Source organism: Armatimonas sp. (genome assembly GCF_964826245.1).
This window is the reverse complement of record NZ_CBAYMC010000023.1, coordinates 1-26,805: the sequence shown is the minus strand read 5'-3', so window position 1 is coordinate 26,805 and position 26,805 is coordinate 1. Positions and strand designations below refer to the sequence as shown.

At 57.1% G+C, this 26,805-nt stretch carries 27 protein-coding genes; 17 read left to right on the top strand and 10 right to left on the bottom strand.

The genetic code is table 11. The annotated features are described in order from the left end of the window. Window positions 1-180: 180 nt before the first annotated feature. From AC1XOS_RS04025 to AC1XOS_RS03965, 13 genes are read left to right on the top strand one after another with little or no spacing between them, the layout of a single operon-like run. Entirely contained in the window at window positions 181-1,407 is a 1,227-nt protein-coding gene (locus tag AC1XOS_RS04025) for a type II secretion system F family protein (RefSeq protein ID WP_481960928.1), read from the top strand. Continuing rightward, window positions 1,408-1,821: a type II secretion system major pseudopilin GspG gene (gene gspG, locus AC1XOS_RS04020; RefSeq protein WP_481960927.1), complete on the top strand. Its 414-nt coding sequence runs from the start codon at window positions 1,408-1,410 to the stop codon at window positions 1,819-1,821. A gap of 4 nt (window positions 1,822-1,825) precedes the next feature. Next, window positions 1,826-2,452 carry a hypothetical protein gene (locus AC1XOS_RS04015; protein ID WP_481960926.1) on the top strand — a complete coding sequence of 209 codons (627 nt, stop codon included), beginning with the start codon at window positions 1,826-1,828 and terminating at the stop codon, window positions 2,450-2,452. Continuing rightward, entirely contained in the window at window positions 2,445-2,843 is a 399-nt protein-coding gene (locus AC1XOS_RS04010; RefSeq protein ID WP_481960929.1) for a type IV pilus modification PilV family protein, read from the top strand. Before AC1XOS_RS04015 ends, AC1XOS_RS04010 begins: the two co-directional genes overlap by 8 nt. Next, window positions 2,833-3,576: a type II secretion system protein GspJ gene (locus AC1XOS_RS04005; protein ID WP_481960925.1), complete on the top strand. Its 744-nt coding sequence runs from the start codon at window positions 2,833-2,835 to the stop codon at window positions 3,574-3,576. Before AC1XOS_RS04010 ends, AC1XOS_RS04005 begins: the two co-directional genes overlap by 11 nt. Beyond that, complete coding sequence (locus AC1XOS_RS04000; RefSeq protein WP_481960924.1) at window positions 3,573-4,838, top strand: helix-hairpin-helix domain-containing protein; 1,266 nt, start codon at window positions 3,573-3,575, stop codon at window positions 4,836-4,838. Before AC1XOS_RS04005 ends, AC1XOS_RS04000 begins: the two co-directional genes overlap by 4 nt. A gap of 11 nt (window positions 4,839-4,849) precedes the next feature. Next, window positions 4,850-6,118: a PilN domain-containing protein gene (locus AC1XOS_RS03995; protein WP_481960923.1), complete on the top strand. Its 1,269-nt coding sequence runs from the start codon at window positions 4,850-4,852 to the stop codon at window positions 6,116-6,118. Next, complete coding sequence (gene pilO, locus AC1XOS_RS03990) at window positions 6,115-6,705, top strand: type 4a pilus biogenesis protein PilO (protein ID WP_481960922.1); 591 nt, start codon at window positions 6,115-6,117, stop codon at window positions 6,703-6,705. Before AC1XOS_RS03995 ends, pilO begins: the two co-directional genes overlap by 4 nt. Beyond that, window positions 6,698-7,402 carry a hypothetical protein gene (locus AC1XOS_RS03985; protein WP_481960921.1) on the top strand — a complete coding sequence of 235 codons (705 nt, stop codon included), beginning with the start codon at window positions 6,698-6,700 and terminating at the stop codon, window positions 7,400-7,402. Before pilO ends, AC1XOS_RS03985 begins: the two co-directional genes overlap by 8 nt. Beyond that, the gene (locus AC1XOS_RS03980) at window positions 7,402-10,134 is read left to right on the top strand and encodes a secretin N-terminal domain-containing protein (RefSeq protein WP_481960920.1); all 2,733 of its coding nucleotides are present in this window, start codon (window positions 7,402-7,404) and stop codon (window positions 10,132-10,134) included. Before AC1XOS_RS03985 ends, AC1XOS_RS03980 begins: the two co-directional genes overlap by 1 nt. A gap of 33 nt (window positions 10,135-10,167) precedes the next feature. After that, entirely contained in the window at window positions 10,168-10,515 is a 348-nt protein-coding gene (locus AC1XOS_RS03975) for a DUF503 domain-containing protein (protein WP_481960919.1), read from the top strand. A 13-nt stretch (window positions 10,516-10,528) separates the two neighbouring features. Then, window positions 10,529-10,951 (top strand): 30S ribosome-binding factor RbfA, encoded by a 423-nt coding sequence (gene rbfA / locus AC1XOS_RS03970; protein ID WP_481960918.1) that lies wholly within the window; start codon window positions 10,529-10,531, stop codon window positions 10,949-10,951. 1 nt (window position 10,952) lies between these two features. Continuing rightward, window positions 10,953-11,939, top strand: coding sequence for a DHH family phosphoesterase (locus AC1XOS_RS03965; protein WP_481960917.1), 987 nt, complete (start codon window positions 10,953-10,955; stop codon window positions 11,937-11,939). A 94-nt stretch (window positions 11,940-12,033) separates the two neighbouring features. On the opposite strand, the gene AC1XOS_RS03960 is transcribed toward AC1XOS_RS03965, so the two are convergent. Next, complete coding sequence (locus AC1XOS_RS03960) at window positions 12,034-12,546, bottom strand: hypothetical protein (protein WP_481960916.1); 513 nt, start codon at window positions 12,544-12,546, stop codon at window positions 12,034-12,036. 37 nt (window positions 12,547-12,583) lie between these two features. Next, window positions 12,584-13,750 (bottom strand): hypothetical protein, encoded by a 1,167-nt coding sequence (locus AC1XOS_RS03955; protein ID WP_481960915.1) that lies wholly within the window; start codon window positions 13,748-13,750, stop codon window positions 12,584-12,586. Between the two features lie 559 nt (window positions 13,751-14,309). Here AC1XOS_RS03955 and AC1XOS_RS03950 point away from each other — a divergent pair. Both AC1XOS_RS03950 and AC1XOS_RS03945 read left to right on the top strand, forming a co-directional pair. Further along, on the top strand, window positions 14,310-14,993 hold the full coding sequence (locus AC1XOS_RS03950; protein ID WP_481960914.1) for a hypothetical protein: 684 nt from the start codon (window positions 14,310-14,312) through the stop codon (window positions 14,991-14,993). Window positions 14,994-15,054: 61 nt separating this feature from the next. Next, window positions 15,055-15,744: a GNAT family N-acetyltransferase gene (locus tag AC1XOS_RS03945; protein WP_481960913.1), complete on the top strand. Its 690-nt coding sequence runs from the start codon at window positions 15,055-15,057 to the stop codon at window positions 15,742-15,744. Here AC1XOS_RS03945 and AC1XOS_RS03940 read toward each other — a convergent pair. The 3 genes from AC1XOS_RS03940 to AC1XOS_RS03930 form a co-directional block, all read right to left on the bottom strand. Continuing rightward, window positions 15,741-16,679: a phytanoyl-CoA dioxygenase family protein gene (locus AC1XOS_RS03940; protein WP_481960912.1), complete on the bottom strand. Its 939-nt coding sequence runs from the start codon at window positions 16,677-16,679 to the stop codon at window positions 15,741-15,743. The genes AC1XOS_RS03945 and AC1XOS_RS03940 overlap by 4 nt on opposite strands. After that, a complete protein-coding gene (locus AC1XOS_RS03935; protein ID WP_481960911.1) occupies window positions 16,676-17,500 on the bottom strand; it encodes a phytanoyl-CoA dioxygenase family protein in 825 nt (274 codons plus the stop codon). The genes AC1XOS_RS03940 and AC1XOS_RS03935 overlap by 4 nt, the downstream gene beginning before the upstream one ends. A 71-nt stretch (window positions 17,501-17,571) precedes the next feature. Next, window positions 17,572-18,198, bottom strand: a complete 627-nt coding sequence (locus tag AC1XOS_RS03930) for a hypothetical protein (protein WP_481960910.1) — start codon at window positions 18,196-18,198, stop codon at window positions 17,572-17,574. A 276-nt stretch (window positions 18,199-18,474) separates the two neighbouring features. On the opposite strand from AC1XOS_RS03930, the gene AC1XOS_RS03925 reads away from it, so the two are divergent. Beyond that, window positions 18,475-19,263 (top strand): phytanoyl-CoA dioxygenase family protein, encoded by a 789-nt coding sequence (locus tag AC1XOS_RS03925; protein WP_481960909.1) that lies wholly within the window; start codon window positions 18,475-18,477, stop codon window positions 19,261-19,263. Between the two features lie 46 nt (window positions 19,264-19,309). Continuing rightward, window positions 19,310-20,098 (top strand): ABC transporter ATP-binding protein, encoded by a 789-nt coding sequence (locus AC1XOS_RS03920; RefSeq protein ID WP_481960908.1) that lies wholly within the window; start codon window positions 19,310-19,312, stop codon window positions 20,096-20,098. A 191-nt stretch (window positions 20,099-20,289) separates the two neighbouring features. Here AC1XOS_RS03920 and AC1XOS_RS03915 read toward each other — a convergent pair whose 3' ends face one another. From AC1XOS_RS03915 to AC1XOS_RS03895, 5 genes are all read right to left on the bottom strand, one after another. After that, window positions 20,290-22,404: a TonB family protein gene (locus tag AC1XOS_RS03915; RefSeq protein ID WP_481960907.1), complete on the bottom strand. Its 2,115-nt coding sequence runs from the start codon at window positions 22,402-22,404 to the stop codon at window positions 20,290-20,292. A gap of 18 nt (window positions 22,405-22,422) precedes the next feature. Then, a complete protein-coding gene (locus tag AC1XOS_RS03910; RefSeq protein WP_481960906.1) occupies window positions 22,423-22,875 on the bottom strand; it encodes an ExbD/TolR family protein in 453 nt (150 codons plus the stop codon). 15 nt (window positions 22,876-22,890) lie between these two features. Beyond that, the gene (locus AC1XOS_RS03905) at window positions 22,891-23,346 is read right to left on the bottom strand and encodes an ExbD/TolR family protein (RefSeq protein WP_481960905.1); all 456 of its coding nucleotides are present in this window, start codon (window positions 23,344-23,346) and stop codon (window positions 22,891-22,893) included. 33 nt (window positions 23,347-23,379) lie between these two features. After that, complete coding sequence (locus tag AC1XOS_RS03900) at window positions 23,380-24,015, bottom strand: MotA/TolQ/ExbB proton channel family protein (RefSeq protein ID WP_481960904.1); 636 nt, start codon at window positions 24,013-24,015, stop codon at window positions 23,380-23,382. Window positions 24,016-24,129: 114 nt separating this feature from the next. Continuing rightward, window positions 24,130-26,805, bottom strand: a 2,676-nt coding sequence (locus tag AC1XOS_RS03895) for a TonB-dependent receptor domain-containing protein (protein ID WP_481960903.1), incomplete at its 5' end; no start/stop codon positions are given.

Genomic DNA, 26,805 nt, shown 5'->3' with positions numbered 1-26,805 from the left:
ATTGATGAGCCGATTCGGCGCATGACCGTCGAACGGGCTAGCTCCAATGAGATGAAAGACTACGCCATTAAAACCTATGGAATGCGGACACTTTTAGGCGATGGCAAGATTGCCGTTCTTGCGGGGAAAACCACGCCCGAAGAAGTCTTGCGCGTCTGTCAGAGGGAGACACTCTAAGCCATGTCCGCGCTGAGTTTTTCGTATGTTGCGATGGATGCCGGCGGCGCACGCCGCACGGGTGTTATCGAGGCGGAGACCAAAGAGGCGGCACTGGCGCGGCTCGATGCGGAAGGGCGCTTTGTTCTTGAGATCGCAGAGTCGAAGTCCTCCGTGGTTGCGAGCGCGGGGGCAGCGACGTTTGGTAGCCGGCGGGCACCATCGCGGCAGGAGCTTGCTCTCTTTACGCGACGTCTCGCCGATCTCTCTCAGGCGGGCTTGCCCTTGGACCGCGTTCTACAAGTGGTTGCCGAGCAGTCCGAGAGCCTGACGCTTAAAGAAGTCTCGGAGCAGACCCTGGAAGATGTCCGCTCGGGAATGCCGGTGAGCCAAGCGCTTGCCAAGCACCCAAAGTTCTTCAACGATGTCTTCACCCAGACCCTGCGTGCCGGTGAGGCCAGTGGGCAGTTTCCTGAAGTGGCGGGTCGTCTGGCAGACTTTCAGGAAAAAGAAGTGGCAAGGCGCAGCCAGATCAGCGGTGCGCTTGTCTACCCGGCCATTCTTGCTTTCACGGCAGTCTTTGTGATCTTGTTCTTGCTCTTCTTTGTAGTGCCCAAGCTCTCGGGGGTTTTCAAAGACCTCGGCAACAATCTCCCCGTGACCACCAAGATCCTTCTGGCAAGCACGGACTTTCTCTCCCAGAACTGGATCCTGGTTTTAGGTGTCGTGATCGGGGGCTATGTTTTGTTGCGAGGCTGGCTGGCGACCGCCAGTGGCGCGTATCTGCGAGATAAGTTTCTGCTGAAAGCGCCGCTGATTGGCCCCGTGGTCATGAAAGCGACGATCTCGCGCTTTGCGCGCGTTCTCGGTACACTCGTCTATGGAGGTGTTCCGATCTTAGAGGCGCTCGACATTGCCGGACTCTCTGCCGGAAATAGAGTCTTCCAGCTCAGCGCCAAAAAAGTGAGTGAAGAAGTTCGTGATGGGCGGCCTATTGCCGAGTCTATGCGCGATACGGGGACATTCCCTCCCGTGCTAACACACATGGTTGCCATTGGGGAAGAGACGGGGGACTTACCTCGGATGCTGGGACGGGTCTCCGATAGCCTTGACTTCGAGGTTGATACCGGGATGCGCCGTCTAGTTTCTTTGGTGGAGCCCGTGATCGTTCTATCCATGGGAATCTTTGTGGGGTTTGTGGTTCTTTCGGTGCTCTTGCCGATATTTCAAGCGCAGGAAACAGTGAAATAGATGAGAAGACAAAAACGTGCTTTTACGCTGATTGAGATGCTGGTCGTGGTATTGATCCTGGCCATTCTTGCAGCGCTGATCGTCCCCCGTGTGGTTAACCGCACCAGTGATGCCAAGCGTGCCAAGGCGGCGAGTGATATCGCCACACTCTCCAGCTTGCTGCAGCAGTACCGTGTAGATACGGATCAGTTCCCCACCACGGAGCAGGGCCTCAATGCCCTGCGCGTCCAGCCCGGTGATGTCAATGGCTGGCGTGGCCCCTACACCCAAAAGGAAATCGCGGGTGATCCTTGGCAGAATGAGTATGTCTATGAGTCCCCCGGCCCCGATGGTCAGGACTTCATTATCGCTTCCTACGGTGCGGATGGCGCACCGGGTGGCGAGGGCGACAACTCGGATATCACGAGCGAGTAGCTAGATGTTTTCCTCCCCCCTAACCCCCGCGCTGCGGGGGGACAGCAAGGAAAAAACCTCTTTTCTCCCCCGTTCGGGTACCCCGCGTAGCGAGGGTGGTGGGGCTGGGGGGGCTTTCACGCTGATTGAGGCGACGGTGGTAATCACGATCCTGGCTCTCATGGCAGCGCTCGTGATTCCCAATGTCGTTGCTCTTAAGCGCTCTCAGGACGTGCAGACGCTCAAAGCGAGTGTCTTGCGCTTGCCTGTGGAGGCCCAGAATGAAGCGCGTCTGAGCAAGAAAGCCGTGACGCTTCGGGCAGAAGGCGGTGACACGCTCATCATGGAGCGTGCGGCAGAAGAAGGCGAGTCCCCGACGGAAGTGAAGCGCATTGCTCTCAGTGGGGGACTGACGCTGGATGCCGCGCAGGCCGAGGGGCAGAGTGTGGATCTATCGTCGTGGGAGTGGACTGTCTACCCCGACGGCTCTGCCGTGCCAGGGCGCTTGGAGCTGGCAGAGGGAAATCGCATCTTGAGTCTGCGCCTGCCCGGTGAGGGAGAGCTTCCACGCTGGATCAGCGCCAGCTCCTCTAACGCTACCGAGTCCGGTGAGGAGCGCTGGAGCGCTGGGGAGCTTGAACAGCGTGGCTAAGGGGGCAAGAGCCTTTACCCTTATCGAGGTGCTGGTGACAGCAACTCTGGTAGGGGTGGCGGTGGCGGGGACGCTCACGGCGATTGGGTCGCTCTCGCGGGCCGATGTGTCGGCGCGGAATGCGGAGCTGCTCCAGCGGCTGGCAAGCCAGAAGCTCGCGGCTCTGCGGATAGAAGGGGATCTGCGTACGGCGGAGACCAGCGGGGATTTTTCGGCAGAGGGCTATGCAGATGCCGACTGGAGCTTGGAGCTTCAGACCACCGACGACGCAAACGTGGAAGAGGCGACGATCACGGCGACGCGGGGAGACTCCCAGCAGGCGCTCAGTGAGCGGGTTTTCTTCCCACCTGAGACAACAACGACAACCGGAACGGGCACAAGTGGGCAATAAACGACGAAAGGTACGGGCAGGGATCTCTCTGCTGGAGCTGCTGGTGGTGCTCGTGATGATGGGCTTCCTCACCTATGCGCTCACCTACGCCTTTACCGGAAGTATTGATGTCCAGCGCCGCCAGGCACAGCGCCAGAGCGAGCAGAACCCCACCGCGCGTGTCGAGCGGCGCATCACCCGGCTCCTCAATGAAGCAATTCTCTCCGAGGACACCGCCGATCGAATGACCTACTTTGTGGCGGCAACCGAGGGCGATGGAGCGCTCGGAGCGGATCGCCTGACGTTCACCTCCACGGCTCTGGGACTGCCCCTCACGACGCAGCAGAGCACGGATGATTTTGAGACACAGCATGAGGCACGCGGTCCCCAGGGCGGAATCACGGAGGTCTCGCTTAGTACGACGGCAGTCGGGGATGCGGGGAGCAATACCGGGCTCTTTGAGCGTCTTCAGACCCCCGCCGATGGCGATGTGACGCAGGGAGGCAGGGAGTCTCTTCTAGAGTCGTCGGTCACCAGCATTGGTTTTGAGTTCTATGATGGGACTCAGTGGGTGACGGCTTGGGACACGACGGAAGAAGGTGGCACGCGGCGGCTCCCGGCGGCGGTGCGGGTCAGCTACACTCTGGCAACGGACACGCAGAATCAGACCCATAGCTTTGTCGTCCCGGTTCCCACCAGCGATGTGGATGCCGACAACCCCGCCAATGCGACTTCGACGGGAGGCACCGCATGAGCACCCCCCTAGCCCCCGTCCGACGGAGGAACAATCGTGGTCAGCGTGGGGGCGTGATGGTGCTGGCGCTGGTGGTGCTGGCAGGGCTGCTAGCCATGCTGGCGGTCTTTGCGGCCAACCAGCGTGCCTACCTCACGGCCACGCAGTACACGCTTCGGGACCGTCGTGCGGAGGCGGCGGCGCGTAGCGCACTGGCCATGTCCCTCTCCGCGCTTCAGGCCGTCAATACGAATCTAGTAAAGCTCGATGATGACTGGGCGACTCTGGGAACCAATGGCACGGAAGTCACGGAGCTGACGGGCGGCGCGACCTACCGTGTTCAGATTTTAGATGCGGGGAGCCGCCTGAACATCAACACCCTCACCGAAGCCCAGCTACAGAACCTTCCCCTCACCTCCGAGCAGACCGCGAGCCTTCTCGACTGGCGCGAGACGGGGGCGACACCACGAACTGAAGGCGCAAAAGACAGCTACTACGAAGCGCTGACGACTCCCTATAATGCCCGGCTGGGGACGCTGAAAAGCCTAACGGAGCTGGCTCTGATCAAGGGCTGGACCGCGAGAACGCTCTACAGCCCCAATGCCGAAGACATCACGACCAATACTCCTCTGGAGGATGCCAATGGGAAACCGCTGGCGCTGGCGGGAGTGCTGACGGTCTCTAGCGGCGCCCCCAATACGCTCGCTGCTGGGGGAGCCCGCACCAACCTGAACCAGCAAAACCTCAGCCCACTTACCCTAATTCAGCTTGGGCTCCCGGCAAATCTGGCGACCCAGGGGCCGTTCACATCGTTTGCCAACTTGCTCGGGCGGGCGGGTGTCGCGACCCAAGCTGCGCAACAAGTGCTCGACTCGGCGACCTTTACGACCGAGACTCGCCTGATAGGAAAAGTCAATATCAACACGGCTTCTGAGTCGGTACTTGCCCAGCTACCCGGTGTGACGTCAGACATTGCCAGCGCGATCATCACCCGCCAGAGCACAGGGTTTGCCACTCTGGGGGAGCTCTCCAGCATCCCAGGACTAACGGGCACGACTCTGGGCCAGGTGGCCGATGCGGTGTGTGTGGGGAGCGATACGTTTCTCGTAAGAGTCTGGGGAGAGAGTGGTGGTGTTGGTGTGGCCTATGAAGCCGTCGTTGGAATTCGCAACAGTCGTGCTCTGGTGATTCAGCTAGAGCGCATCAATACGACCAGTATCCCCGCGTGGTGGAGCTGGGAAGAGGCAACGACAACGTCGGTGTCTTCAGGAGGGAATCAGTGAAAAGGAGAGCGTTGCCAACCCTCCATCTGGAGTGGGCTCCGGGCTCAGTGCTGGCGATGGACCGTGCCGATGACCGTCGCGCACGGGGCACGAGCATCGATGAGCTGGGACGATTTGTCCGTGGCCATAAAGAGGCCCTGGTCGGGGTGAGTCGGAGCTGTGTCTTTCTGAAGGCGATTCGCCTCCCTAAAGCCACGCCCGAGGAGCTTCGTCGGCTTGTCAATCTTCGACTGGGGCAGCTTTTCCCTCTGCCTGCCAGTGAGCTTGCCTTTGATGCCTACCAGACCGACGATCACAACCTGGAAGGCTGGCTCACGGTCGTGGGGGCGATGCGGGCAAGTGATCTGGTGAAGCTTCGTATCGAGCTCGCAGATGCGGGTCTCAAGGCGACGGCGATTTTTCCGGTTGCGCTGGCCTCTGCTGCTGTTGCCGCACGTCCCGATGCCCTGGTGGTGGATAAGCTACCGACAGGAATGACCCTCGATGTGGTTCAAGACGGTGTGGTGCGCTTTAGCCGCGTGGCCTCCGAAAATGCCAATGTGGGGCAAGAGGCGCAGCGCACTCTGATGTCGGCGGGGGTGGGTAATCTCGAAGTCGTGCGGGGGCGTGCACTGGAGCTGCTTCACCTTGCGCCTGAGTTCTCGTTCACGCTCAATGAAGACCGGGCTAAGCTGGAGAAAGAGCAGCTGGGTGCCAAGACACGCCTCTCGATCTTACTCTTGATCTCGTCGTTAATGCTCGCGGGCTTTATCTGGGTAGAGCACTCCGAGGCGCAGTCGAAAGTGAATATTGCCAAGGCGAAGTGGGAATCGAAGCTCAAGACCCTGCGGGCAACTCGGGACGCGGAGCAGACCAAAGCCAATCGTGCCACGAGCATGAAGACGACTCTGGATCGTGCGTTTCTTCCGGCCCAACCTCTGAGCGATATGGTTCTGGCGGCCAGTAGCGCACTGCCTGAAGGCTCCTGGCTGATTGGGATCAATACGGAGCGTGGGAAGCCTGTCCAGCTTCGTGGCACTGCCAAGCGCGGGGAACTTGTTGCCAAGGCCGTGGACTCACTGAGTGCCAGCCCACGCTTCCGTGATGTAAAACTCGTCTTTGCCAACGGGGCCAAGGTCGCCGAGCAGCCGGTCGTCCAGTTCAATATCGTCGCCACCGCTGTTGGCAACCTTCCCATGCCTGTCTCTGAGAAGGCAGGTAAGAAAGGCGCACGAAGTAGCTCGTCACGCGCCAAGGTTGCCTCGGTAAGTGGCACAAGTGCTTCGGGAGGGACACCGTGACAAATTCTTTCCTCAACTTCAAGAACCCACAAGAGGCGGGGCCGAGTGCCGTGATGCTCGCCGCACTGGTCATTCTGACGGGCTCGCTCGGCTACATGCTCTTGGTGAAAAAGCCGACCACCGAAGGAATTGCCATGGGAAAAGAGCGTAGCCGAAAAGAGCTTCTAGAACAAATTGAGCGAACCCAGCTTAGTGGCCAGCAGACCCGTGCGCAGCTCTCCGCTCGGCTCTGGCAGGGCGACCCCGACACGATCGCGGCCGCTGTCTTGGCACAGCTCACGCAAGAAGCCACCGCACGAAAGCTCAAGCTCTCCGCGTTTCGCCCCCAGCGAACTCAGACATTGCCGGAGCTGTCCGAGCTTCCCTTTAGCGTCCAAATCTCAGGGCCATACCCTGCGGTGCATGCCTTTGCCGCCACGCTGGACCGTCCTAGCAGTAAGCTCGCGCTTCGCTCGCTCCAGCTCGCCTCCAGCGATGCCGCGTCGAACGCGGTAACAGCCACACTAGGGCTTTCTGCTTATGCGCCGAGTCAGCCGCCCACCGTGAAAAATACGCCTGCCAAACAGGAGGGAGCCGCTCGTGGCTAAGATTAGCAAACCCACTGCCTGGTTCGCGTTTCTGGCGCTTGTGGGAGGAGTAGCCTTCTACTTCCTCTCGGAGCCGGATGCCGCGACCAAGCATAAAAAAGGCCGTATCACTGGGACACAGGTAAAGGCTCCTGATGGCTTCACCAAGCTGGACATGACCGCCAAGTTCCCTCGGTTCTCCGCGCCGTTTCGGGATGTCTTTACCCCCAAGATCATTCTCAAGAAGACGCAGCCACTCGGGGCAACGTTGGACAAGACTCTCCTTGAGCCCAAGAAGCCTACCTGGGGCCTGACCGGGATCTTTGTCCAGAACGGCGTCCGACTGGCACTCTTAGAGAATGCAGTCACGGGAGAAAGCCAGCTGGTAAAAGCCGGTGAGAAGTGGATGGGACAGCCAATTCTTGCCATCAAGTCCGATAGTGTGATGTTTAGCAATGGCACCCAGATGGTCTTTGCGGAGCCGCCTGAGGAGAAAGCTCCTGTGGACACATCGCCCGTCTTATTACCCGGAGCGCCTACCATCCCTAGTGGGGTAACCCTTCCTGCCCTCCCTCAAACCGACCCTGGTCAGCAGGGTGGCGGTGGCCGAGGTGGCCGCCGTCAGCGTGGGAATCGAGGAGGAAACTCGGATATGAGCCCGATCAGTCTTAACTTGCCGCCTGATGTGGCAACGACGCAACCTACAGGAAATTCCTAATGAAAACAAATCTTTTAGTTCGACATTTTCCCCTGCTACTGCTGGCTGTAGTCTTAACGCCCTCCGCGGCTCATGCTCAGTTTGATCAGTTCGGTGGTGGCGGCTTTGGTGGGGGCATGGACTTCCCCAAGCCTGCTTGGGAGCAGTTCAAGCTCAACCCGAAGACCCGCCTCAAGCTGGACTTTCGCAATGCCAGCATAGATGCCGTTCTGAGTGTTTTTAGCAAGGCTAGTGGTATCACGATTGTTAAAGACCCCTCACTAACGGGTGGCATCACGCTCCAGAGCCCAACGGATCAGACTCTCAAAGATGCTTTTGCACAGCTCAACGCGATCCTAGGGCTGAAGAACTTTGATCTGACCAAGAGCGGCAATTTTTTGGTCATCAAAGGACGGCCCCAGTCGAGTCGGGGGGGAAGCACAGGCCGTGGGAGTGGATTCCCAACAAACTTTGACCCCAGCATGTTTAGTGGTCGTAGCTCTAGTAGCTCTAGCTTGGCCCCGAAGGTCTATGCCCTTAAGTACGCCAGTGCGACTCAAGTGGCACGGGTGATCAACGATGTCTTTGCAGGCTCGGGCCAGCAGGCGACGAATCCCCTGGCGGCTCTGGGGTCACTCTTGGGAGGGGGTGCACCGGGGGGCACGGCTCCTGCGGCACCACCTGCCGCGCCGGGCGGCGGTGGTAACGGCCCCAGTGCTGGGCCTGGCCCTAGCCCTGACCCTGATCCCCAGCGCGGCGGCTTCGGTGGCTTTGGTGGCGGCGGTTTTGGTGGCGGACAAGGGGGCCGTGGTGGCTTTGGTGGCGGTCAGACGGGTGGCTTTGGCAGCATGTTCGGTGGCGGTGGCTTTGGGCGCGGTGGAAATACCTCCGTGGTGCGTGCCTCTGCCGATGACTACTCCAACTCGGTGATTGTCAATGCACCTACCCGCGAGCAAGATCAAGTGGCGGATCTGATTGAGCAGATCGACAAGCAGACCGATCAGCCGCAGAAATCTCAAGTCTTCCCACTCCAGTTTGCCCTGGCTGCGGATCTAGCCACGGTTGTCCAAAACGTGCTCGTCGCCAATGCCCCTCGGGGACGGGGGGGGGCAACCACCCAGCCAACCATTGATCAGCGCTTTGGCGGTGGTGGTTTTGGGGGCTTCGGTCGTGGGGGGACGCAGCAGGGGCAGGGAGGCTTTGTGGTGACTGAGGCCCGCACGAACTCTTTAATCGTCACCAGCACTCAGGACAACCTTGATCTGGTGGTCAAAGTGATTAAAGAGCTGGACAAGCCCATCACGTTTGAGAATAGCACCTTTGTGGTGACTCTGGAGAATGCCCGCGCCGATCAGATGGCCGATGTGCTAAACCAGAGCTTCGGGAGTCGCAATGGAGCACGGACAAACACGCGCTCTACCACCGGGCAGACGGGATCCGCAGCACGAAGCAATACCACGAACCGCAACACGGGCGGCAGCAATGCGCCAGCCTCGCTTGGACGCGCCCAAAATGTACCGGACAACGATCCCATTCAAGTGGGGCTGGCCGATCCGATGGCAGCGGCAGGTGAGCTCGCTACCAACGTGACCGTGCAGCAGGGCTTCGGTGGCTTTGGTGGCGGTGGCTTTGGTGGCTTTGGTGGCGGCGGCTTTGGCGGCACGACACGGACACAGCAGAGTGCGGGAACCCGCGGCTTGGATAGCCAAGGGCGCGTGGTAAACCTGCGTGACCTGACAGGCCAAGTGACCGTGATTCCCGATATTAACACCAATAGCGTGATCATTGTGACATCACCGGAAAACCGAGCACTTATTCAGCAGATCGTCGAGCAGCTGGATAAGATCCCTGAGCAGGTGATGATCGAGACCGTGATTGTCGAGGCCAGTCTTGATGCCACCGATAAGCTAGGTGTTGAGTGGAACTTGACCCAGGGAGCAGGAAGCGTCTTGGGAGCCTTGGGAGCCAAAGACACCAAGGGGGCTGCGACCTCCTCGTTTGGAGCACAGGCGACGACGACACAGCCACAGGGACTCCGCTACACTCTCACGGGGGGGCAGTACGGTGCCTTCATGAATGCACTCAAGACCGATGCACGCTTCGAGGTTCTCTCAACCCCACGTATCTTCACCAGTAATAACTCTACGGCGGAGATCAATATTAGCCAGAGTTTGCCCTATGTGACCAGCACACAGACCAATGCCAACGGTGTCTCGACATTTAACTACTCGTTCTTAGATGTGGGAATCATCCTGACCGTCACGCCCCGTATTACATCCAATGGCTATGTCACGATGGATGTCACCCAGACCGCCAATGACTTTGTGCGCTACACGGACTTCAATGCCCCCGTGGTCAATCAGCGTGAGGCACAGACCACGGTTAGTGTCAAGGATGGGGAGACGATTGTACTGGGAGGAATCATTAAGAACTCCATCTCCGCGACCACCAACAAGTTACCTGTGCTAGGTGACATTCCGGTACTTGGCAAGCTCTTCCAGTCCAACGGCACGACTAAGAGCAAGACGGAGCTACTTGTCTTTCTGACCCCACGCATCGTGCGTGACTCTGACGAAGCCCGCAAGCTCCGCGAGGATACCCAGAAGCTGATGCAGTCCAAGCTCAAGGACAAACTCCCTGAGTTCGGGATGCCCGAAAAGGACAAGCCCAAGCCAGGCGATAAAACCAAGCCTGCCGATAAAACCAAGCCAGGCGAAAAGCCTAAAGAGGGCGAGAAAAAGATCGGCGGCTAGGCGTTTTTTTAGAGGCGATATAATGAGTCCGGCATGGGAAGTCTCTCGTGCCGGATTTCTTTTGGGTGGCCCGCCCCAAGCGCTCTGCGGGCTCTGCACATGCACATCGGTGTTTTGACCCTCTCCGTCTCTATCGGCTATGCCGACTCTCTCAAAGATAAACGCCAGGCGATAAAGTCTCTGGTGGCTCGCGTTCGCAATAAATTCAATGTCTCTATCGCGGAAGTAGATGAGCTGGATACATGGCGACGAGCCACTCTGGGAGTCACGGTGGTTAGCAATAGCGCGGTCTTTGCGACCCAGGTGCTCCAAAAGGTGATAGATTACATAGACAACGATGCCAATGTCGTCCTAGATGACTACGGTATCGAAATGATTTAGGAAGAGGGCTCTTATGCCAACACTGCGACAGGCACGGGTTGCCGAGATGATCAAGCGCGACCTGTCCGAGATTTTGAGTAAAGACGTGGGCGATCCCCGCGTCGCACTGGTGAGTGTGACGGATGTGGAAGTGGCGCAGGATTTCTCCATTGCGAAAGTTTTTATCTCCGTGATGGGGGATGAAGAGGAGAAAAAAGGCGCGATGAAGGCACTGCGCAACGGCGCGGGCTTTATCCGGGGACGGCTGGGGAGCATGCTGGAGCTACGCACCGTGCCGATGCTGGTCTTTCGCTTCGATGAGGGCATCGAGCGAGGTGTTCGGATGTTTGAGGTTCTCCGTGAGGAGAAAGCCTTCGCTGCGAGCCTGCAACCTGCTACTGAAGAAGAACTCGCGGCGGTTCGTGAGGCGATGGCGGCGGAGGACGGCGACAAGTAAGATGGCGATTCCCAACAATCCCCATGCCCCGCTGGATCGGGAAGGGCTTGATGAAGCCGTGCAGGCAGTCTGGAGCGCGACCAAGATCGTGCTGGCCTGTCATGTCAACCCCGATGGGGATGCTATCGGCTCGATGCTGGGCTTCGGGCTGGGGCTGGAGGCGCTGGGCAAAGAAGTCGTCTTTCTTTCCGTCGATGGTCTTCCCGAGAACCTGGCGTTTCTCCCCAGCGTGGAAAAGCTCCAGACTCATACGGATCGCCTCGACTTTGAGCTGGGCGTGGGGCTCGATGCGGGGGATCTGAAGCGCCTGGGGAGCAGTGCAGATACCATTCTCTCCGCGCCGCTGGTGATGGACATTGACCACCACGTGACCGGCGGGCAGTTTGGTCAGGTGCGGCTACTTGATGCCACCACGGCGTCCACGGCGGAGCTGGTCTACGATCTGCTACTGGCACTAGGCGTCGAGATCACGCCCGAGATCGCGCAGTGCTTGCTCTGTGGCGTGCTGACCGACACGGGGGGCTTTCGCTTCGCCAACACCAAGCCCCGCACGATGGCCGTTGGGGGGGCACTGATCGCCGCCGGAGCCTCGCCCACCGTGATCTACGAGGCTATCTACGAAAACGCCAGCTTTGGCGCACAGAAGCTCTTGGGACGCGCGATGGACCGCATGGCCCGCAGCGACGATGGCAAGCTGGTCTGGTCGTGGGTCGTCCAGTCCGATTTCACCGAGTTCGGTGCCAACGACAAAGACACCGACGGAATCGCCACCGCGCTCCGTGCCGTCCGTGGTGCCGAAGTCGCGATCTTTTTGCGCCAGATGCCCACCGGCAAGATGCGGGTCAGCCTGCGTGCCCAAGACCCCTGGGATGTCGCCTCTGTCGCCGCACAGTTCGGCGGAGGCGGCCACCGCCTTGCCTCCGGCTGCTCCCTAGACGGCCCCCCCGAAGCCGCCATCGCCGCCCTTCTCGCCGCGCTTACCGCTTAAGATTCCCCAGAGTGTTCCCCCGATGAGAAGTGCTTTCGCTTCTCATTGGGAGACTTCTTCTGGCGCTACTACTTACGTTTCTTTGAATAATTTTTTATTTTTTTTGTGATTTTATTATTTTATTAATAACTAATTCTAAAAGATTCTCAGCCTGAAGAATGTCATTTTTTGTGAGTGATAATGGTGGCGAATTTCTTTTTTGAGAAAATCTACTATAAGTAATCATTACTATGTATTGACCGCTTTTTGATATTAGCAAAATACTGTTTTTTGTTATTTCGTTAATATTAACAGATTGTAGTGTTGTATCTCCAATATTTTTTTTGTTAGGAGTCCCATTTATTAATTTTACTCCATTTATTTCTTTCGGTAGTTCGGTTTTGATCTCATTTTGAGAATAAGATATTGTAATTTTGATACTAGTTTCTTTGTCTTTACTAGTAGATGTGAAAAAAAGTTTACTGTAATTTTTATAATTTTCTTGTTTAGTTGATATAATTTTAGCGAAATCATGCCCTTGTAATTCTGTTTGGTCCGGAAGATATTTTTTGAGATTGATTATCTCCTGACTGTGTGCTGAAATGCATAGTCCAACGACCATTGACATAACAAATATTTTTTTCATCTTATAAGCCTTTGTAACGTTATTTGACATCCAATACTGATGTCGCTATTGATAATGGTGATGATGGATTTGGGAAAGAAACAAGACCCCGTGGTGAAGTATCAGATGGTAGTGAGAACCAATAATTTGCAAAACCCCATCCTGAAGGTGGGGCATTCCAATCATAACCAAATGGGTCATAGATATGGCAGGTAAATGCATCATGAACAAGCAATGCTAAACCTGATGAATCTAATGAATGAGCAATCTGATGATTTGTCCATTGGATTTTATTAAAAACGTTCATGCCTATAAAATTCATATTGTTAGTATAAAAAACAGCATTATTTGTGTCTTTGTAATTCCCGAGAGAAAAATTTAATCCTAATGCATTTGCGCAAATTGCTAGATATGTGGATACGTCAACACAGTTTCCTAGAGTTTCTCCTTGTATGCTGAGGAATTCTGTCAGTAAAAATTTATGATCTCCTTCAACAGGCCCCCAGCCCATATCTATATGGTGTGGAATTCCAGTTGCTTTGAAGTAACGTTTTGATTGTACTCCAAAATTACCACCAAAGAAAACACCAAATGTTAGTTCTTTAGAGACTGTCATATCAGACGATTGACCGTGTGCAAAAATACAAGCATCTTCAAGTACACCTATCCAAGGAATAGCTTGTGGTGCTGCTGGTTGATTATATACAAGATACAGTGTTTCTTCGTACATACCGTCAATATAACCATCTCCATTAAAGAAAATGACTAAGTCTCCTTTTGTGACATAGTTTGGAAGTGCCCCTAATGAAAACGTGACATCAGCAGAGAAGCCAGGCATTAAGTTTGAGAGTGGTGTAACGTTGTCGCAGGGAACGAAAACGATTCCTCCCTGAGTGAAATACATAGCAGTAATTGTGAGAGTGCCTGTGTAGTTATTTTGTGCTAGTGTGGATCGGGTTACATTTAAAGTAACATTAAGTGTTGTTCCGATCTTTGCTGCCATCGGGTCTTGGTGGTCTACAACGGTGTTGTTGGATTCATCTAGGTGTGTCTTATAAACTTGAGGGTAGTTGTAAGCAACTCCTTGGTCGTTTGCACATCGGTACCCATTAGTGATAGTTACATTTGAGAGGCACGGATAAGAATTTCCACTGGTGCCGCCTCCTGTGGGGCCACCTTGGGCCAGAGCGGGCTTTACATAGAGCACGATAGCGATGTGTAGGAGAAGAAACAGACTTTTCATCAGGGTCGAAACCAACCGCATGGCAACACCTCACTTTATACGACTGTGGCTCCGCTGATACTGCGGCTCCGCTGATACTGCGGCTCCGCTGATTACTGCGGCTCCGCTGATTACTGCGGCTCCGCTGATTACTGCGGCTCCGCTGATTACTGCGGCTCCGCTGATTACTGCGGCTCCGCTGATGAAGATTATACCCAGGAGTAGGACTTCTTGTCAAATTAAATTTTTGTATAAGAGAAAGAGGAACTTGAAATAACGATTGTGTTAAAGTAAAATGAGAATATATTGAGTTGATTGTGGTAGTATGATTTATTATATAGTGCTTTAGTGTCATCACATGGCACTGTACTTTTATCACATGTCGCCGGGTGGGCACTACATGCAATAGGGTGAGCATCGGGACTCCTATATTTTTCTCCACATGTTGAAGGGAATGCATCACAGGGGAGTCAAAGTCTATTGGGGGGCAATGTACCGTTGCCTTGTGCGATAGGAATACACTACAACTCAGAAGGAGGCTGCTATGTCAACAATTAAACGTATTAACAACCTGCCGGTTTTGAATCGGACACTTACCCACTGGAATCAGCTGGAGACGGTGACTGCGGACTCGGTGACTCTGCCGGATGGGACGACGCGCGATGGGGCGCAGGACTTGGCGACGAGTATTCAGAGCGTGGAAGCGGCGCTGATGACGGCACGCAATACGCTCTCGGTGGCGCAGGGGACACGCAACCAGGCGCGGGGGGCGCTCTACCCGGCGGCAAAGCAGGCGCGTAAGTCGCTGCGAGGGCTGGCGAAGAATGTCCCTGAGGTGCTGGGCCTTCCCACGGTTCCGCCCGTCACCAGTGCACCCGCCGTGTTCGTGGCCGCACTGGAGGACATTGCCGATGTTTGGGGACGGGTCAATGCCCTGCCACAAGCCAGCGTCCCCGCCGCGCACCTGCCGCTCAAGATTCCACTGACGGAGAACAATGCGCTGGTCTCTCTGGCTCTGGAGCAGTTCAATGCCCGTCTGGCGGCGCTACGGACAGCGGCGGAGGCACTGACCCAGGCGGAGGACGCGGTAACGGTGGGTATTGGCACCCGTGATGGCCTCCATGACCAGGCCGCTACGGTTGTCAAAGACTACGGCATCGTGGCACGGAGTGTTTTACCCGAGGGTCACCCGCTCCTGAAGACTATCCCGACACTGACGGGAGGATAGGGCAATTCTTCTGGAACAGCTCGACGACTATCTTGATGCAGCCCCTGCGTGTACTTGTGATGTGGAGCGGATCGGCCCGTACCGGCTCTACTTCCGCCGCGACTCGGACATGCCGGAGATTTCCTATGCCCGCCCCGTGCGCGGGGAGCGCGAGGGGACACGCGACGAAATCATGGCAGTGCGGGCGGCGTTTGTGGCACGGGGACGAAGACCGCGCTGGGAGTATCTGGAGGAGCTGAACCCAGAGCTGGCAGCGCTGCTGATCGCGGCAGGCTTTCCGGCTCCGACACCGCGCCCTCTCCAAGTCATCACGGCGGAGAGCTTTCGCCCGGAGACAACCACACTTGCCGACGTTCGCCCGATCACCTGGGAAGATGCCCCGCCTACCGATGCGATGCTCGCGGCGGCGTTTGGAGGAAATCCCGCCGATGCCGATGGCGCGTTCCTGCGCGGGCTTTTGGAGAGTGGCACCTGTGCCATCGCGGCCTTTGTCGAGGGCAAGCCCGTGGCCGCTGGTTTGCACTCGCCTGTCGGCATGACCACGGAAGTTGCGGGCGTGGCGACCGCTCCCGAGTGGCGACGCAGGGGGCTAGCCGGAGCCGTCACCAGCGCCTTAGTCACCGATGCTTTTGCACGAGGCTGCACCTGCATCTTTCTCAGTGCAGGCGATGAAAGCGTTGCGCGGGTCTACGGACGGCTTGGCTTTGCCCGTGTGGGAACCGTACTCGATACGATGCTTCCTGCCGACTAGCAGATTCGTCCGCGCTTGGCGGCGAGGCCGTGTGCGATGGGTTTTTCGCCGTTGGGGCCATTCATCCAGCGGTCGTCCACGGGCGCATCGGCGCGCTGGTAGCGCGTGTCCGACGAGAGCCGGATCGTGTCGCCTTGGTTGTCGAGGCTGGCGTGTATCGTCGCCATGGAGAAGACCAGCAGATCGCCCATCTTGTAGTCTGTGGTCAGCCAGCGACCGCCAAGCTGCTTCTGGAGGGCGGGAGGGTCATGGGAAAAGGCACCGTCCCAGGCTTCGTGGGTCTCGGGGTGCTCCCAGTGCAGCTTGCCCGTGCGCACCGCCTCTGCTGCCGGGCCGTTCTCGCAGTAGGAGTCCACATCTTGGGAGAGATAGTCGCCCGTAATGTCGCGGCGCAGGTGAGAGTTCTCTAGCACGATCAGCCCCCCGACCGAGAGGGGAATATCGCCTAGAGGAGTCCAGGCGGTGTAGAGCTGCTGGGTTCCACGGCCCATGTAGACCACATCGCAGTGAGGAGCCGTCCCACCGCCGGGCGTGACGGCACGCATCCAGGTGAAGTCGTAGTGGAGCACAGGGCCGCCCAAGAGCCGCCCCATGATCTCCATCATCGGGCCGTCGTAGAGCACCGTTAGGAGCGGGGCATTTCCCTCCGCAAGATCGGCCCTGAAGTACGAGCCCTCGCCACCTCGCCGCGGAATGGCCTCCATGATGTCGGTCTCTGGCTCTAGGCGCCCCGCGTCTGCGAGCCGCCTCACACACTCGCGCCGTGCCTCTTGGACACCCTCGCGACTCAGTGCCCCCCGAAAAAAGAGATAGCCGTCCTCTGCCATGCGCTCACGGAGGGCGGAGCCATCGAGTAGTAGCTGGTTCGACTCCTGAAGCTCCCCGAAAGCGCTTGCCGCAAGCTCCAGCTCTTTTTTCTGGGCGGTGAGCTTCATGGGAGCAAGTCTTGGTGGTAGAGAAGCGGGTTGAGTGGGCTCGCAACTTTCTCGCCGGGCTTTTGGCCGGGGAACCAGCGCTTCAGATCGTTCTCACGATTGGCGTGATCGGGGACACTGATCGTGGCATCGTCTTCCAGATAGATAATGGTCATCACTTCACGGGTACGCTCTAGGTCGGCGTTGCCCGGCGCACCGTGGAGAGTCCAGCCATTGTGAAAGGTCGCATCGCCTGCCGCCATGTCCCCGGCGTAGGAAAGCGCGTAGCCTTTGTCTTTAATCAGGTTATCAAAGCGCGCCTCAGAGTCATCGGAGATATTCTCATGGCCAAGATAGCCCAGCGCCTGTGAGCCGGAGGCAAAGCGCATCGTGCCCATCGCCGCCGACGCATCCACAAGGGGCATCCAGAGCGTCACGCACTTCACACCATCCAGAGGCCAGTACTGCTGGTCCTGATGCCAGGGAGTGTGGCCGCCCTTGGGCTCTTTGTAGAGCGCCTGGTCGTGGTAGAGGCGCACCCCCTTCACGCCCATCAGCTCGGCGGCAATCTTGGCAAAACGTCGCGCCATGACAAATTTCTTGACATCCTCCGAGATCTCCCAGATATTGGAGAACTGGATAAACGCCTTGCCGTAGGTATCGCGCTGCTCAATCGGTGCGTAGCGCTTGGCAAACTCATTGGTCATGCTGGTGATGACCTCACGGTAGGGCATCACTTCATCGGGGGCAGCGACCGAGCGTAGCAAAGCCCAGCCATTTATCTGGTAGTGAGCAACTTGCTCAGGGGAAAGGAGGTAGTCGGAGTTCAGTTCTGGCAACATATTAGTAGGATAACAAAACAAAGTGACCTCCGCAAGCGCGGAGGCCACTAATCAGGATGCCTTTTGTTCGTCTACGGGGCAGGCAACGGCGTTGGGATTGCCACTGCGGGATCTTGCGGGACGAACTGGAAGGTATTCTCCACGCCACGGACACGCACCAGACCGGGGGTATCGTCTGCGTTCGCGCCTGAGGCGACGGAGCCAACGGTGATCGAGAGATCCGAGTTCACGACCGCCATGTCGTTGACGCCAGGCAGAATCACCGTATTCACGGTGCCGTCTGCATTAAGAACAGGAGTGACATTGCTCGCAATGATCGTCCCATCCTCGCGGAAAGCAGGCTGTGCAGAGTCTTTCTTGACAAGGCCCACCGGTTGTGAGATCGGGACAAAGGTCATGGTGTCACCAGATAAGACGACACTGTATACGGTACGCTGAGGAGCCTGAGCGGGCGCGAGATTCTTCAGGTACGTGCCATTGATGGCATCGCGGACGAGGGTCAGGGTTGAGCCTGTTAGCACATAGCTACCATCCTCCGTGCCACGCAGGCCGATAAGACGGTAGCGTCCCTTACCCAGCGAGGTTGCCGTTCCGAAAATCAGGGTCTCATTGCTACCGCAGGTATCGACTACCACACTGTTAATGGTCAGCTCACGGGTATTCGGAGCCAGAAGCGACTTCGGATCCGGACAGCTCACGCGAGTGCCTTCAATGCCTATCTGGGTACGTCGCCAGATTCCCGCAACACTACGGGATAGAGTTGGGGGGGGGACCGCAGAGTCACTGCTCCCACCACTACATCCCGCCATAACGACGGAAGCCAAGCCGAAGATGCTCCAACCAATACGGGCTCTCATGGAATATGCCAAACTATGCCTCCTCAAGATTCGTCCTAATATACCACGCCTTGTGCGCAAATCCCTCCTAAAAAAACTAGGAATTTTTTTGAGGATTTTTGCAAAGGAAATCGGGGCGTGGGGCGTGAACTTTTTATCATGACTATCCTAGAAGCACTGTATGAGCTGGGTGTCCGCGATGATACCCTGAGCGTTGAGGAAAAAGCACAGCTAGATCGCGAGGGGTTTCTGCCGCTTCCCGACATCCTCGATATGGCGACGGTTACCGCGATCAACCAGCGGCTGGAGGAGCTTCTTCATGAAGAGGGGGAAGAGGCGGGAAAAGAAGTCCATCAGGAGCCTGGAACCAACCGGCTATCAAATCTGGTGAACAAGAGCGCACTTTTTCTGCCGTGCTACACCCATCCACGCGTCTTAGCGGGAATTGCCCATGTCCTAGGAGGAGATCTAAAGCTCTCGTCGCTTAACCACCGCGCGGCACTACCCGGACAAGGGCTGCAGGGGCTCCACGCCGACTGGAGCGGGGCAACGGCTCCAGGCGAGTTTTATGTCTGCAACTCGATCTGGCTCCTCGACGACTTCACGCTCGACAATGGAGCCACGCGGGTCGTGCCAGGCTCGCACAATAGTGGCAAGACTCCAAGTGATGAGCTGGCGCACCCGACAGACGCACATCCCCGAGAGCAACTTATTCAGGGGACTGCTGGAACCGTCGTGATCTTTAATAGCCATACCTGGCACGGAGGGACGCTCAATCGCACAAGCAAACCACGCCGCGCTCTGCACTCCTACTTCACGCGCCGTGATCAGCCACAGCAGACCAACCAGCAGGCCTCTCTGCACCCTAAGACCGTCGCCTCTCTCTCTGAAGCGGCCCGTGTTGTTTTAGAAGTGACTCTACCGTAAAGATACGGGGGCACTCCACCGAAAACTGAAGTGGAGAAACTCAGAAATGACGGTTTTGCGTATCGAAGAGGGGGGAGTGGGGGCAGCCGCACTCGATGTGAAGGGGCTTTCGGTAGCCTACAAAAGTGGGATGTTCAAACCCGCAAAGCGTGTGGTGCATGAGCTGTCGTTCTCGGTGCAGCCGGGGGAGGTCGTTGGCTTTCTGGGCCCCAATGGCGCGGGGAAGTCCACGACCATTAAGGCGATCATGGGCTTTGTCCTACCCGAGGCGGGTGATGTCACGGTCTTTGGGCTACCTGCAGGAACCCCCGAAGCCAAGGCACGCATCGGCTATCTGCCGGAAGTGGCACTCTACTACCCGTTTTTAACGCCGCTGGAGACCCTGCGCCTCTACGGGAAGCTTCAGGGACTCGGTGGCAAAGCACTGGAGACAGAGTCGCTGGAGCTCTTGCGCCGCGTCGGGCTAGAAGGTCGGGAGAAGCAGCAGCTACGCACCTTTTCGAAGGGCATGCAGCAGCGCCTGGGAATTGCACAGGCCCTGTTGGGAAAGCCCTCTCTGCTGGTGCTCGATGAAGTCTCTAGTGGCGTGGATCCGATTGGCCGCCGCCATCTGCGTGAGCTTCTTGGCGAAGTGCGGCAGCAAGGAACCACGATTTTCTTTTCTTCCCACGAGCTCGATGAAGTTGCGCAGCTCTGTGACCGGGTGATTCTTATCTACGGAGGGCACGTGGTGGACGAGCGTAGCATGGACGCGCACCTTCGCTCTGGGATTGGCTCTCCGCTAGAGACCTACTTTGTGGAGACGATGGAGCAGGCCGCCCAAAAAGCTGCTTAAAACCCATCACTGCCCGCTGGTTGAAAACAGCGTCTGTGAGCCTGCGGCTAAGAAGTCGCTCCGCGACTAAACTCCCCAGTCGCGGAGCGACTTTTTGGCGCTTGCGCCCAGAGACGCCGATTTGAATCGGCGGGAGGGCAATAAAAAAGCTCCCCCGGTTGTTGGTGACAACCGGGGGAGCTTTCTTGTATTTAGTCGTTGATACTGATCTTGTAGCGGAAGGTCTGGGAGTTGGTGACCTTCTCACCATCGCGCAAGGCGGGGCGCCACTTCCAGCGCCGCATCGTCTTGAGCACGAGGGCATCAATCTCACCATCACCACTGCCCTGGATGAGCTCTTCCTCATGGCTACCATCAGCGTTTACGGTAACCCGGACGCGCAGGTTCGCATTGAAGGAGCGCTTCTTCATCTCGGCAGTAAGCTCGGGAGCGGGATCCGACGTGCGCTCGGCATCTTTGTTGGTCTTGGTGATGTCTCCTGTGCGCTTGACATCCACGACCTCACCGTCTTTTTTCGTGGGCTTTTTACCGCTGCCACCCGAGCCATCGGAATCTACGCCCGCATCGCCGCCGCCTGAGGAGCGTGCTGAGGCACCGCCGCCGCCGCCGCCACCGGCACGGCCTGCTTCACCCTTGGGGCCACTGCCACCACCGGTTCGTCCACCGGTACCTGCTGCACCTGCGGCATTCCCACTGCCTGTTGATAGGCCGGAGCCACGCCCACCCTCGGATGCCTCTCCGACACTGCCACCCTTGCCGGAGCTATCCGAGAGACGGCTGTTGCCCGTTGCGGGGCCACGTCCACTTCCTGAGCCCGAGCCCGATACCGACGCATCGCCGACACCGGAGGAGCCTAAGTTACGTCCGCCCCCCGCGCCTGCTCCACCGGTGGACTGGCCACTGACCACCCCACGACCCGAGGAACCCGTTGCGGTGGCGGCACCACGGCCACCACGGCTTGTTTCCAGACCCGACTCACGTCCACCCTCGGATGCTTCTCCCACACTGCCTTTACCAGAGCTATCAGAGAGCCTGCCTGCCGCGCTGGCCGGGCCACGTCCTTGTCCGACGCCGGCACCGGAGACAGAAGCCTCTCCCACGGTTGTGGAGCCCGTACTGCGCCCACCGCCCACACCGGCGATTCCTGCGGACTGACCACTCACCCCACTACGACCCACGGCAACCGATGTTGCGACGGTTCCCCGAGTGCCTTGAATCGTTGCTAGGCCAGGGTTCGCGCGTCCTTCCTCCGACATCGCGGAGGTCAGAGTGGCTTTGGAGTCTGAGGAGAGCGATGTGTTGCCAATGGCAGGGCCGCGCCGTCCCACAAACGAGGGGGCCGAGATCGAGGCGACGGAGGCGGCGTTGGGGGAGCTGCTGGCAAAACCACCACTTCCTCCGCGAACGGAGCCACCGCTTGTGCCTGCAACCCCAGAGCTGCGGGAAATATCCGAAGGTCGGTAGTTGGAGGCAGCAGGTGTGCCTCCACCGCTAACCGACATTGCCCCGGAGTCCGCTCGCTCACTGGTTGCGGAGACCCCCGAACGCGAGCCGCCCCCGGCAAGAGTCGCTCCGCCTCGTAAAGGCTGCCTGTCTGCGGAAGCGCCACTGGAGGCACTGATTCCCGCACTCAGCTCACTGTTGCTTGCCGCCTCGCGAGAACCCCCTACGGTTCGCGCTGCGGAGCTGCTCTGGCTTGTCGCGCTTCCTCCGAGGCTACCCGGAGCGGCACTGGAGATGCTCGATGTCGCCGAAGCGGCATTCGCAGAGCGCACCTCACCAGGCCGACGCTCTGCCGCCGCAGTGCGCAGAGCGGTCTTTGTTGCGGGCTTGGAAGGCTCCACGCTCGGGTCAGGCGTGACGGGCTCTGGCACCGGAGTGGGCACGGGCTTGGTAGCTTCCGGCTCAGGCGTCGGCTCGGGCTTTTCCGGATCATCGGGCTTCTTCTGCTCCGGCTCGGGCTTCTTGGGATCGGGCTTCGGCTTTTCTCTCTTTTCGTCGGCCTTAGGCTTCACGGGAGTGCGCTTAACACGCACCTGTCGCTTGGGAGCCGGTGTGGGCTCAAGCTTTTTAGGCTCAGGGCGAATCTGAGTGCGGTCATCAAAGACCAGATCAACGGCTTTGGCGACAACGGGGTTGGGTGGCCTCTCTGGTTCGCCATGAAGCACACTGGCGACATTGATGCTGACCATTGCGGCCACATTGATGCCAAGAGAGGCGAGTAGTGACTTGAGAAAACGTCGCCCGGAGTCATCCTCCGGGATATTGATAAGCTGGGCGATTACGCCATGGTCAAGGTTTGCCATAAAAGAACTCCTGTAGATTTAGCCGCCCGTGAACTTCGGGTCGGTTGCGATGGAGAACTTGCGAAACTTGACGCGGCGTGCTGCGTCAATGCAGTCTCGAACTAACGAGTAGTGGATCTTGCGGTCTGCGTTGATAACGACGATCGCATTCTCCGGAGTAAGGGGCAGGTTGTTTGCATCCACCTGTCCCTGAAGCTGCTGAACTAAAATGCCCTGAAGCTCTTCAAGATCTTTGGCGATGATTGTCTTGTCAACAATCATCTCTCCATTTTCTCGAAGAGTGATGGTTACACGTGCCACTGCCTGACGGTCTTGATTGGTTGACGAGGGAAGTTTTACCTGAGCGCCTTTCATGTCAATGACATTGAGCGAGGCTAGGATAAAGAAAACCAACAAAAAGAACATTGTATCAATCATGGGAATGATCTCAATCTTGGTCTTTTTGATCTGGCGGCGTTTGATGTAGGGCATTTGTGTAGACCGTTCTTAACGGATCGAGAACTTCTCGATCTGAGCGCCCCGTGCATCATCTACCGCATTGATGACATTCTCATGTGCGGTTTCGGGGTTGGGGGAGATCACGACCGTAACTTTCTCAACGTCTGAGGGGCGTGCGGGTCGCCCAAGCTGCCCGTCAATGAGCTTCAAGAGATCAGCGCTGCAAGAGAGACCCTTCGCGAGCTTGATGGGAGCTTGGTTCACACCACCGTTGAGGGTCTTGTTGCCGTCTTTATCTATCTCTATCTCCAGCTTGACATCCTCCGCTTTTTTAGCCGTAGCCGAGGGAGGGGCTGCGGGAGGCAGGTCCAGGTTGAGGCCGCGGAGGTCTATGATATTGAGTGAAGCCAGGACGAAGAACACGAGCAGGAAAAACATCGTGTCGATCATGGGAATGATCTCGATCTTCGTGTGTTTGGCTTCCCGTTGACCGCTGAAACGCATGACTATCTCCTTGAGAAAACACGAACAGCTCGTTTAGCGTGCAAACGTTCCGCGTGCTTCCAGGGCATTGATCAGCTTCGTCGCCGCTTGTTCGGACTCCGCGATAATCCGAAGGCGTCGGGATGCAAAGTAATTGTAAGCGATAAAGCTCACGATCGCAATAAGAATTCCACCTGCCGTGGCGTAAAGTGCCGTTCCGACACTCGGTAGAATTGCCTGTTTTGTCTTGTCATCGTTTGCTGCCGCGTACTGGACAAAGACTTGGATCATACCGATGATCGTCCCAAAAAGTCCCCAGAGAGGAGAGAGGGTGGTGATCGTATCCAGAATTGGCAGGTATTTTTCGAGAACTAGGAAGTACTCCTCAGCCGCTTCCTGAACCAAGCGCTCCACCTCATGGACGGGCCGCTTGGCATTGGAGAGAATGACGCGGGCAATGGCTGCGACAGGACCGGGTTGATCGTTAACAGCACGGAGGGCCTCATTATCACGCCCTGCTTTTACCAGATCAAGCGCTTCTGTCATCAGTCCTGAGTTGGTCGCACCGTACTTGCCGAAGGCGATCACTCGCTCGATGATGACCATTAGGCCAATCACTGACATCATCAAAAGCACGATCGCGATAAACGGCTCGCGTTTGAAAAACTCAAACAGCGGATTGGAGCCCATAATGAATCTCTCCCTAAATTGCCTCGACACTGCGAGACAACACTACTTTAATTTTTTATTAGCTTTGGCAAGTCCAGGGAGAAAGTTCAGGCTCCCCCTGGAATCATAGGAATTTTAGAACTTGCCTAAGAGTGTTAACACCAACCGACGACCCTGCTGAAAACGCGTCCCACCGAGCGAGGTAGTCCCCGTCGCAGCGGCTCCCTGAGCGAAATTGAGAGCGTTACGTGAGTTTGTGACGTTCTCAACGCCAAACTCGATCGTATGCAGGTTGCTGATGAGACGTGGCCGTGCTCGAAGACGCAGGTCGAGCTGGTCAATAGGAGCACGTGTGCCTCCGAGAGCCGTTACCGACGAGCGAAGCCCACTGCCATGGTAGTAGGTCAGCGCTAGCTGTGACTGGTCTCGTAGCTGGTAGCCCGCGCCGACATTGACAGTCTGCTGCTGATCGAACTCTTGGGGAACCATTCCGCCACCCGCAAGAGCGCGACGCTTTGCATTGCTACTGGTGTAGGAGACATACCCACTGAGCCCTGCACTAATGGCATCAAGCGCGCCGGGCTGCTGATCCAGGCTTCGTGGCTTGAGCTCATAGAGCATCTCAAAACCATTGACGGTGGCATCACCTTGATTGACCATCGAGAATGCACCGGCTTGAGGACCTTGAATCATCTGCTGCCAGCCATGCGCATTTTTCAGGTCTTTGTTAAAGCTAGAGAGTCGGATGGTCTGACCGCGAAGCTGCTGCTCGACGCTGAAATCTAATTGGTCGTTTGTCTGAGCGGCAACCGGAAGGGGCGTGGTTCCTGTCTGACCAAGACCGATAGCCCCCTGTCCAATCCCGGGCGTGGTGACAACACGGTTGTAGCCAAAGCGAAGCACCATCGGCTGATCTTTGCCCAGGCTCTTGATAAGGCCCTTCGGAAAGAGATACAGGGCATTCATGCGCGGAGACACCATGCTCTCAGAGCGCTTGGTATCATAGCTCGCACGGGGATCTGAGGCGGCAAAGCGAATGCTCTGGTCCTGGGAGAAGTTCTCTACGCGAACCCCCACGTTCAGGCGAAGCTGTTTCGTTGCCGTGTAGGTATCCTGAAGGTAGAAGGCGCTATAGCCACCTGTACGCCGAATCAGCATGGAGGGTGAAGTGGTGTTATCGGCATTGGCGCGGAGGCTATTGCCTACATAGGGAAGCGCCGTGACGGCATTGGCAGCCGCTTGGCTCATCGGGGTGAACTGATAAGCCTCATTGCCTTTGAGATCCTGAGCGATTACTCCAAATTTGTAGGCATGTTGGCTGTCACTATCTCCATAGTTAAAGTCTGCCTGCACCTGACTCTGCGTGAAGTTCAGTGCGGTATTGGGGTTGTACTCGATGGAGTAGTTTGCGGGAAGTGTTGAGGTCGAGTACGCCGCGCCGGTTGTCAGTGGATAGCCCAGCACGTTTCGGTTGGTCGTATCCTGGCGGGTATCTGCGCCCCCTATGGAGATCGTCCCCTTTAGCTTGGACGTAAACGTCCGGTTAAGCTGAAGGGCATAGAAGCTATGGTTATCTGACTGGCGGACATTGTTGCCCAGAATTTCCTGGCTTGCCGCAAAGTTGGTACCATCTTGGAAGCTCACTCGGGGGAAGTCTGTTGCGTTGTTGTTGCCCCCAAAGCCATAACCCTGGCCGCGATTAATAAAAGACGAGGACAGTCCCTGTCGGTTGGCGACACCGTTTCGCGCACCGCTGCTTCCAACAAAGGCGGAGGCCTCCGTTTTCTCATTGATCCGGTAGCTGAACTTTCCGAGCAGGCTCTCCGAGGTTCCATTGTTGTTTGACATCTGCCGCTGTGGCTGCGGAGACTCCAGGAAGTTATCCGTGTCTCGGCGCGAGTAGCTCAAGACGTAGCCTGCACGTGAGTCGGGGTTGGTGACCGCCTTCCCCGAAGTGTCCATGTGAGTGCCAAGCTGACGGCTGAAGGTGAAGGTTTGTGACGTTCCCCCGTACTCTTCCCCGCCAACAGCATACTCAAAGTTGGGGGCCAGAGGACTTTTTGCCGCACCGATCGCAGGGCGCAGCGAGGTCTCCAAAATCGTGCTACCACCCCCAAAGTTGGCTGCTAGGTTTCCTGTGCGCACCTTGATGCTCTCCAGCATATCTGGCGTGAGGATCTGGGCGGCGCGTCCTGATAGGAGCGAGGGGAGCTGGAAGCCATCAATGTAGAACGTCCCATTGTCCGACTCGCCACGCGGATGCAGGCGGTTCTGGCTATTGGGAACCATGCCAGGCACAGATCGCAGTGCCTTACTCAGGCTCTGGCGGTTCCCCACACCATTGGGGAAGAACTGAAGATGCTCACGGTCACGCGATGTATAGACACTCGGATCGGTAATGTCAATGCGCAAAACACGAGCTTTTGTATCAAAAACAATCTCGCCTTTGGGCTCTAGCTTTAGCTCTACCTCAATGGTTTGATTGTCTACAACGGCAATCTTGCCCGTTAGCTCTTTATAAGAAATACCGTTGACGATGGCGGTAATTTTGTACGTTCGCTCCCCTGAGTCCAAGTCCCCTGTTGTCACCAGACCATTGGCAGCGGTGTTAAACTGGATGTCATCAAGGTCACGTGTTCCCGCTTTGATGACAATAGTAGCCCCAGGTAGAACAGCACCGTTTTTGGCATCCACGATCTTAAACTTGATCTGGCCATCTGCCCAAGCCGAAGCAGCGGGTAGCAGAAGACTGAGGGCACTCGCAGTTGCCCAGATACTGCCACGACGGGCAAAGCGTTGGTGTGTGTTATG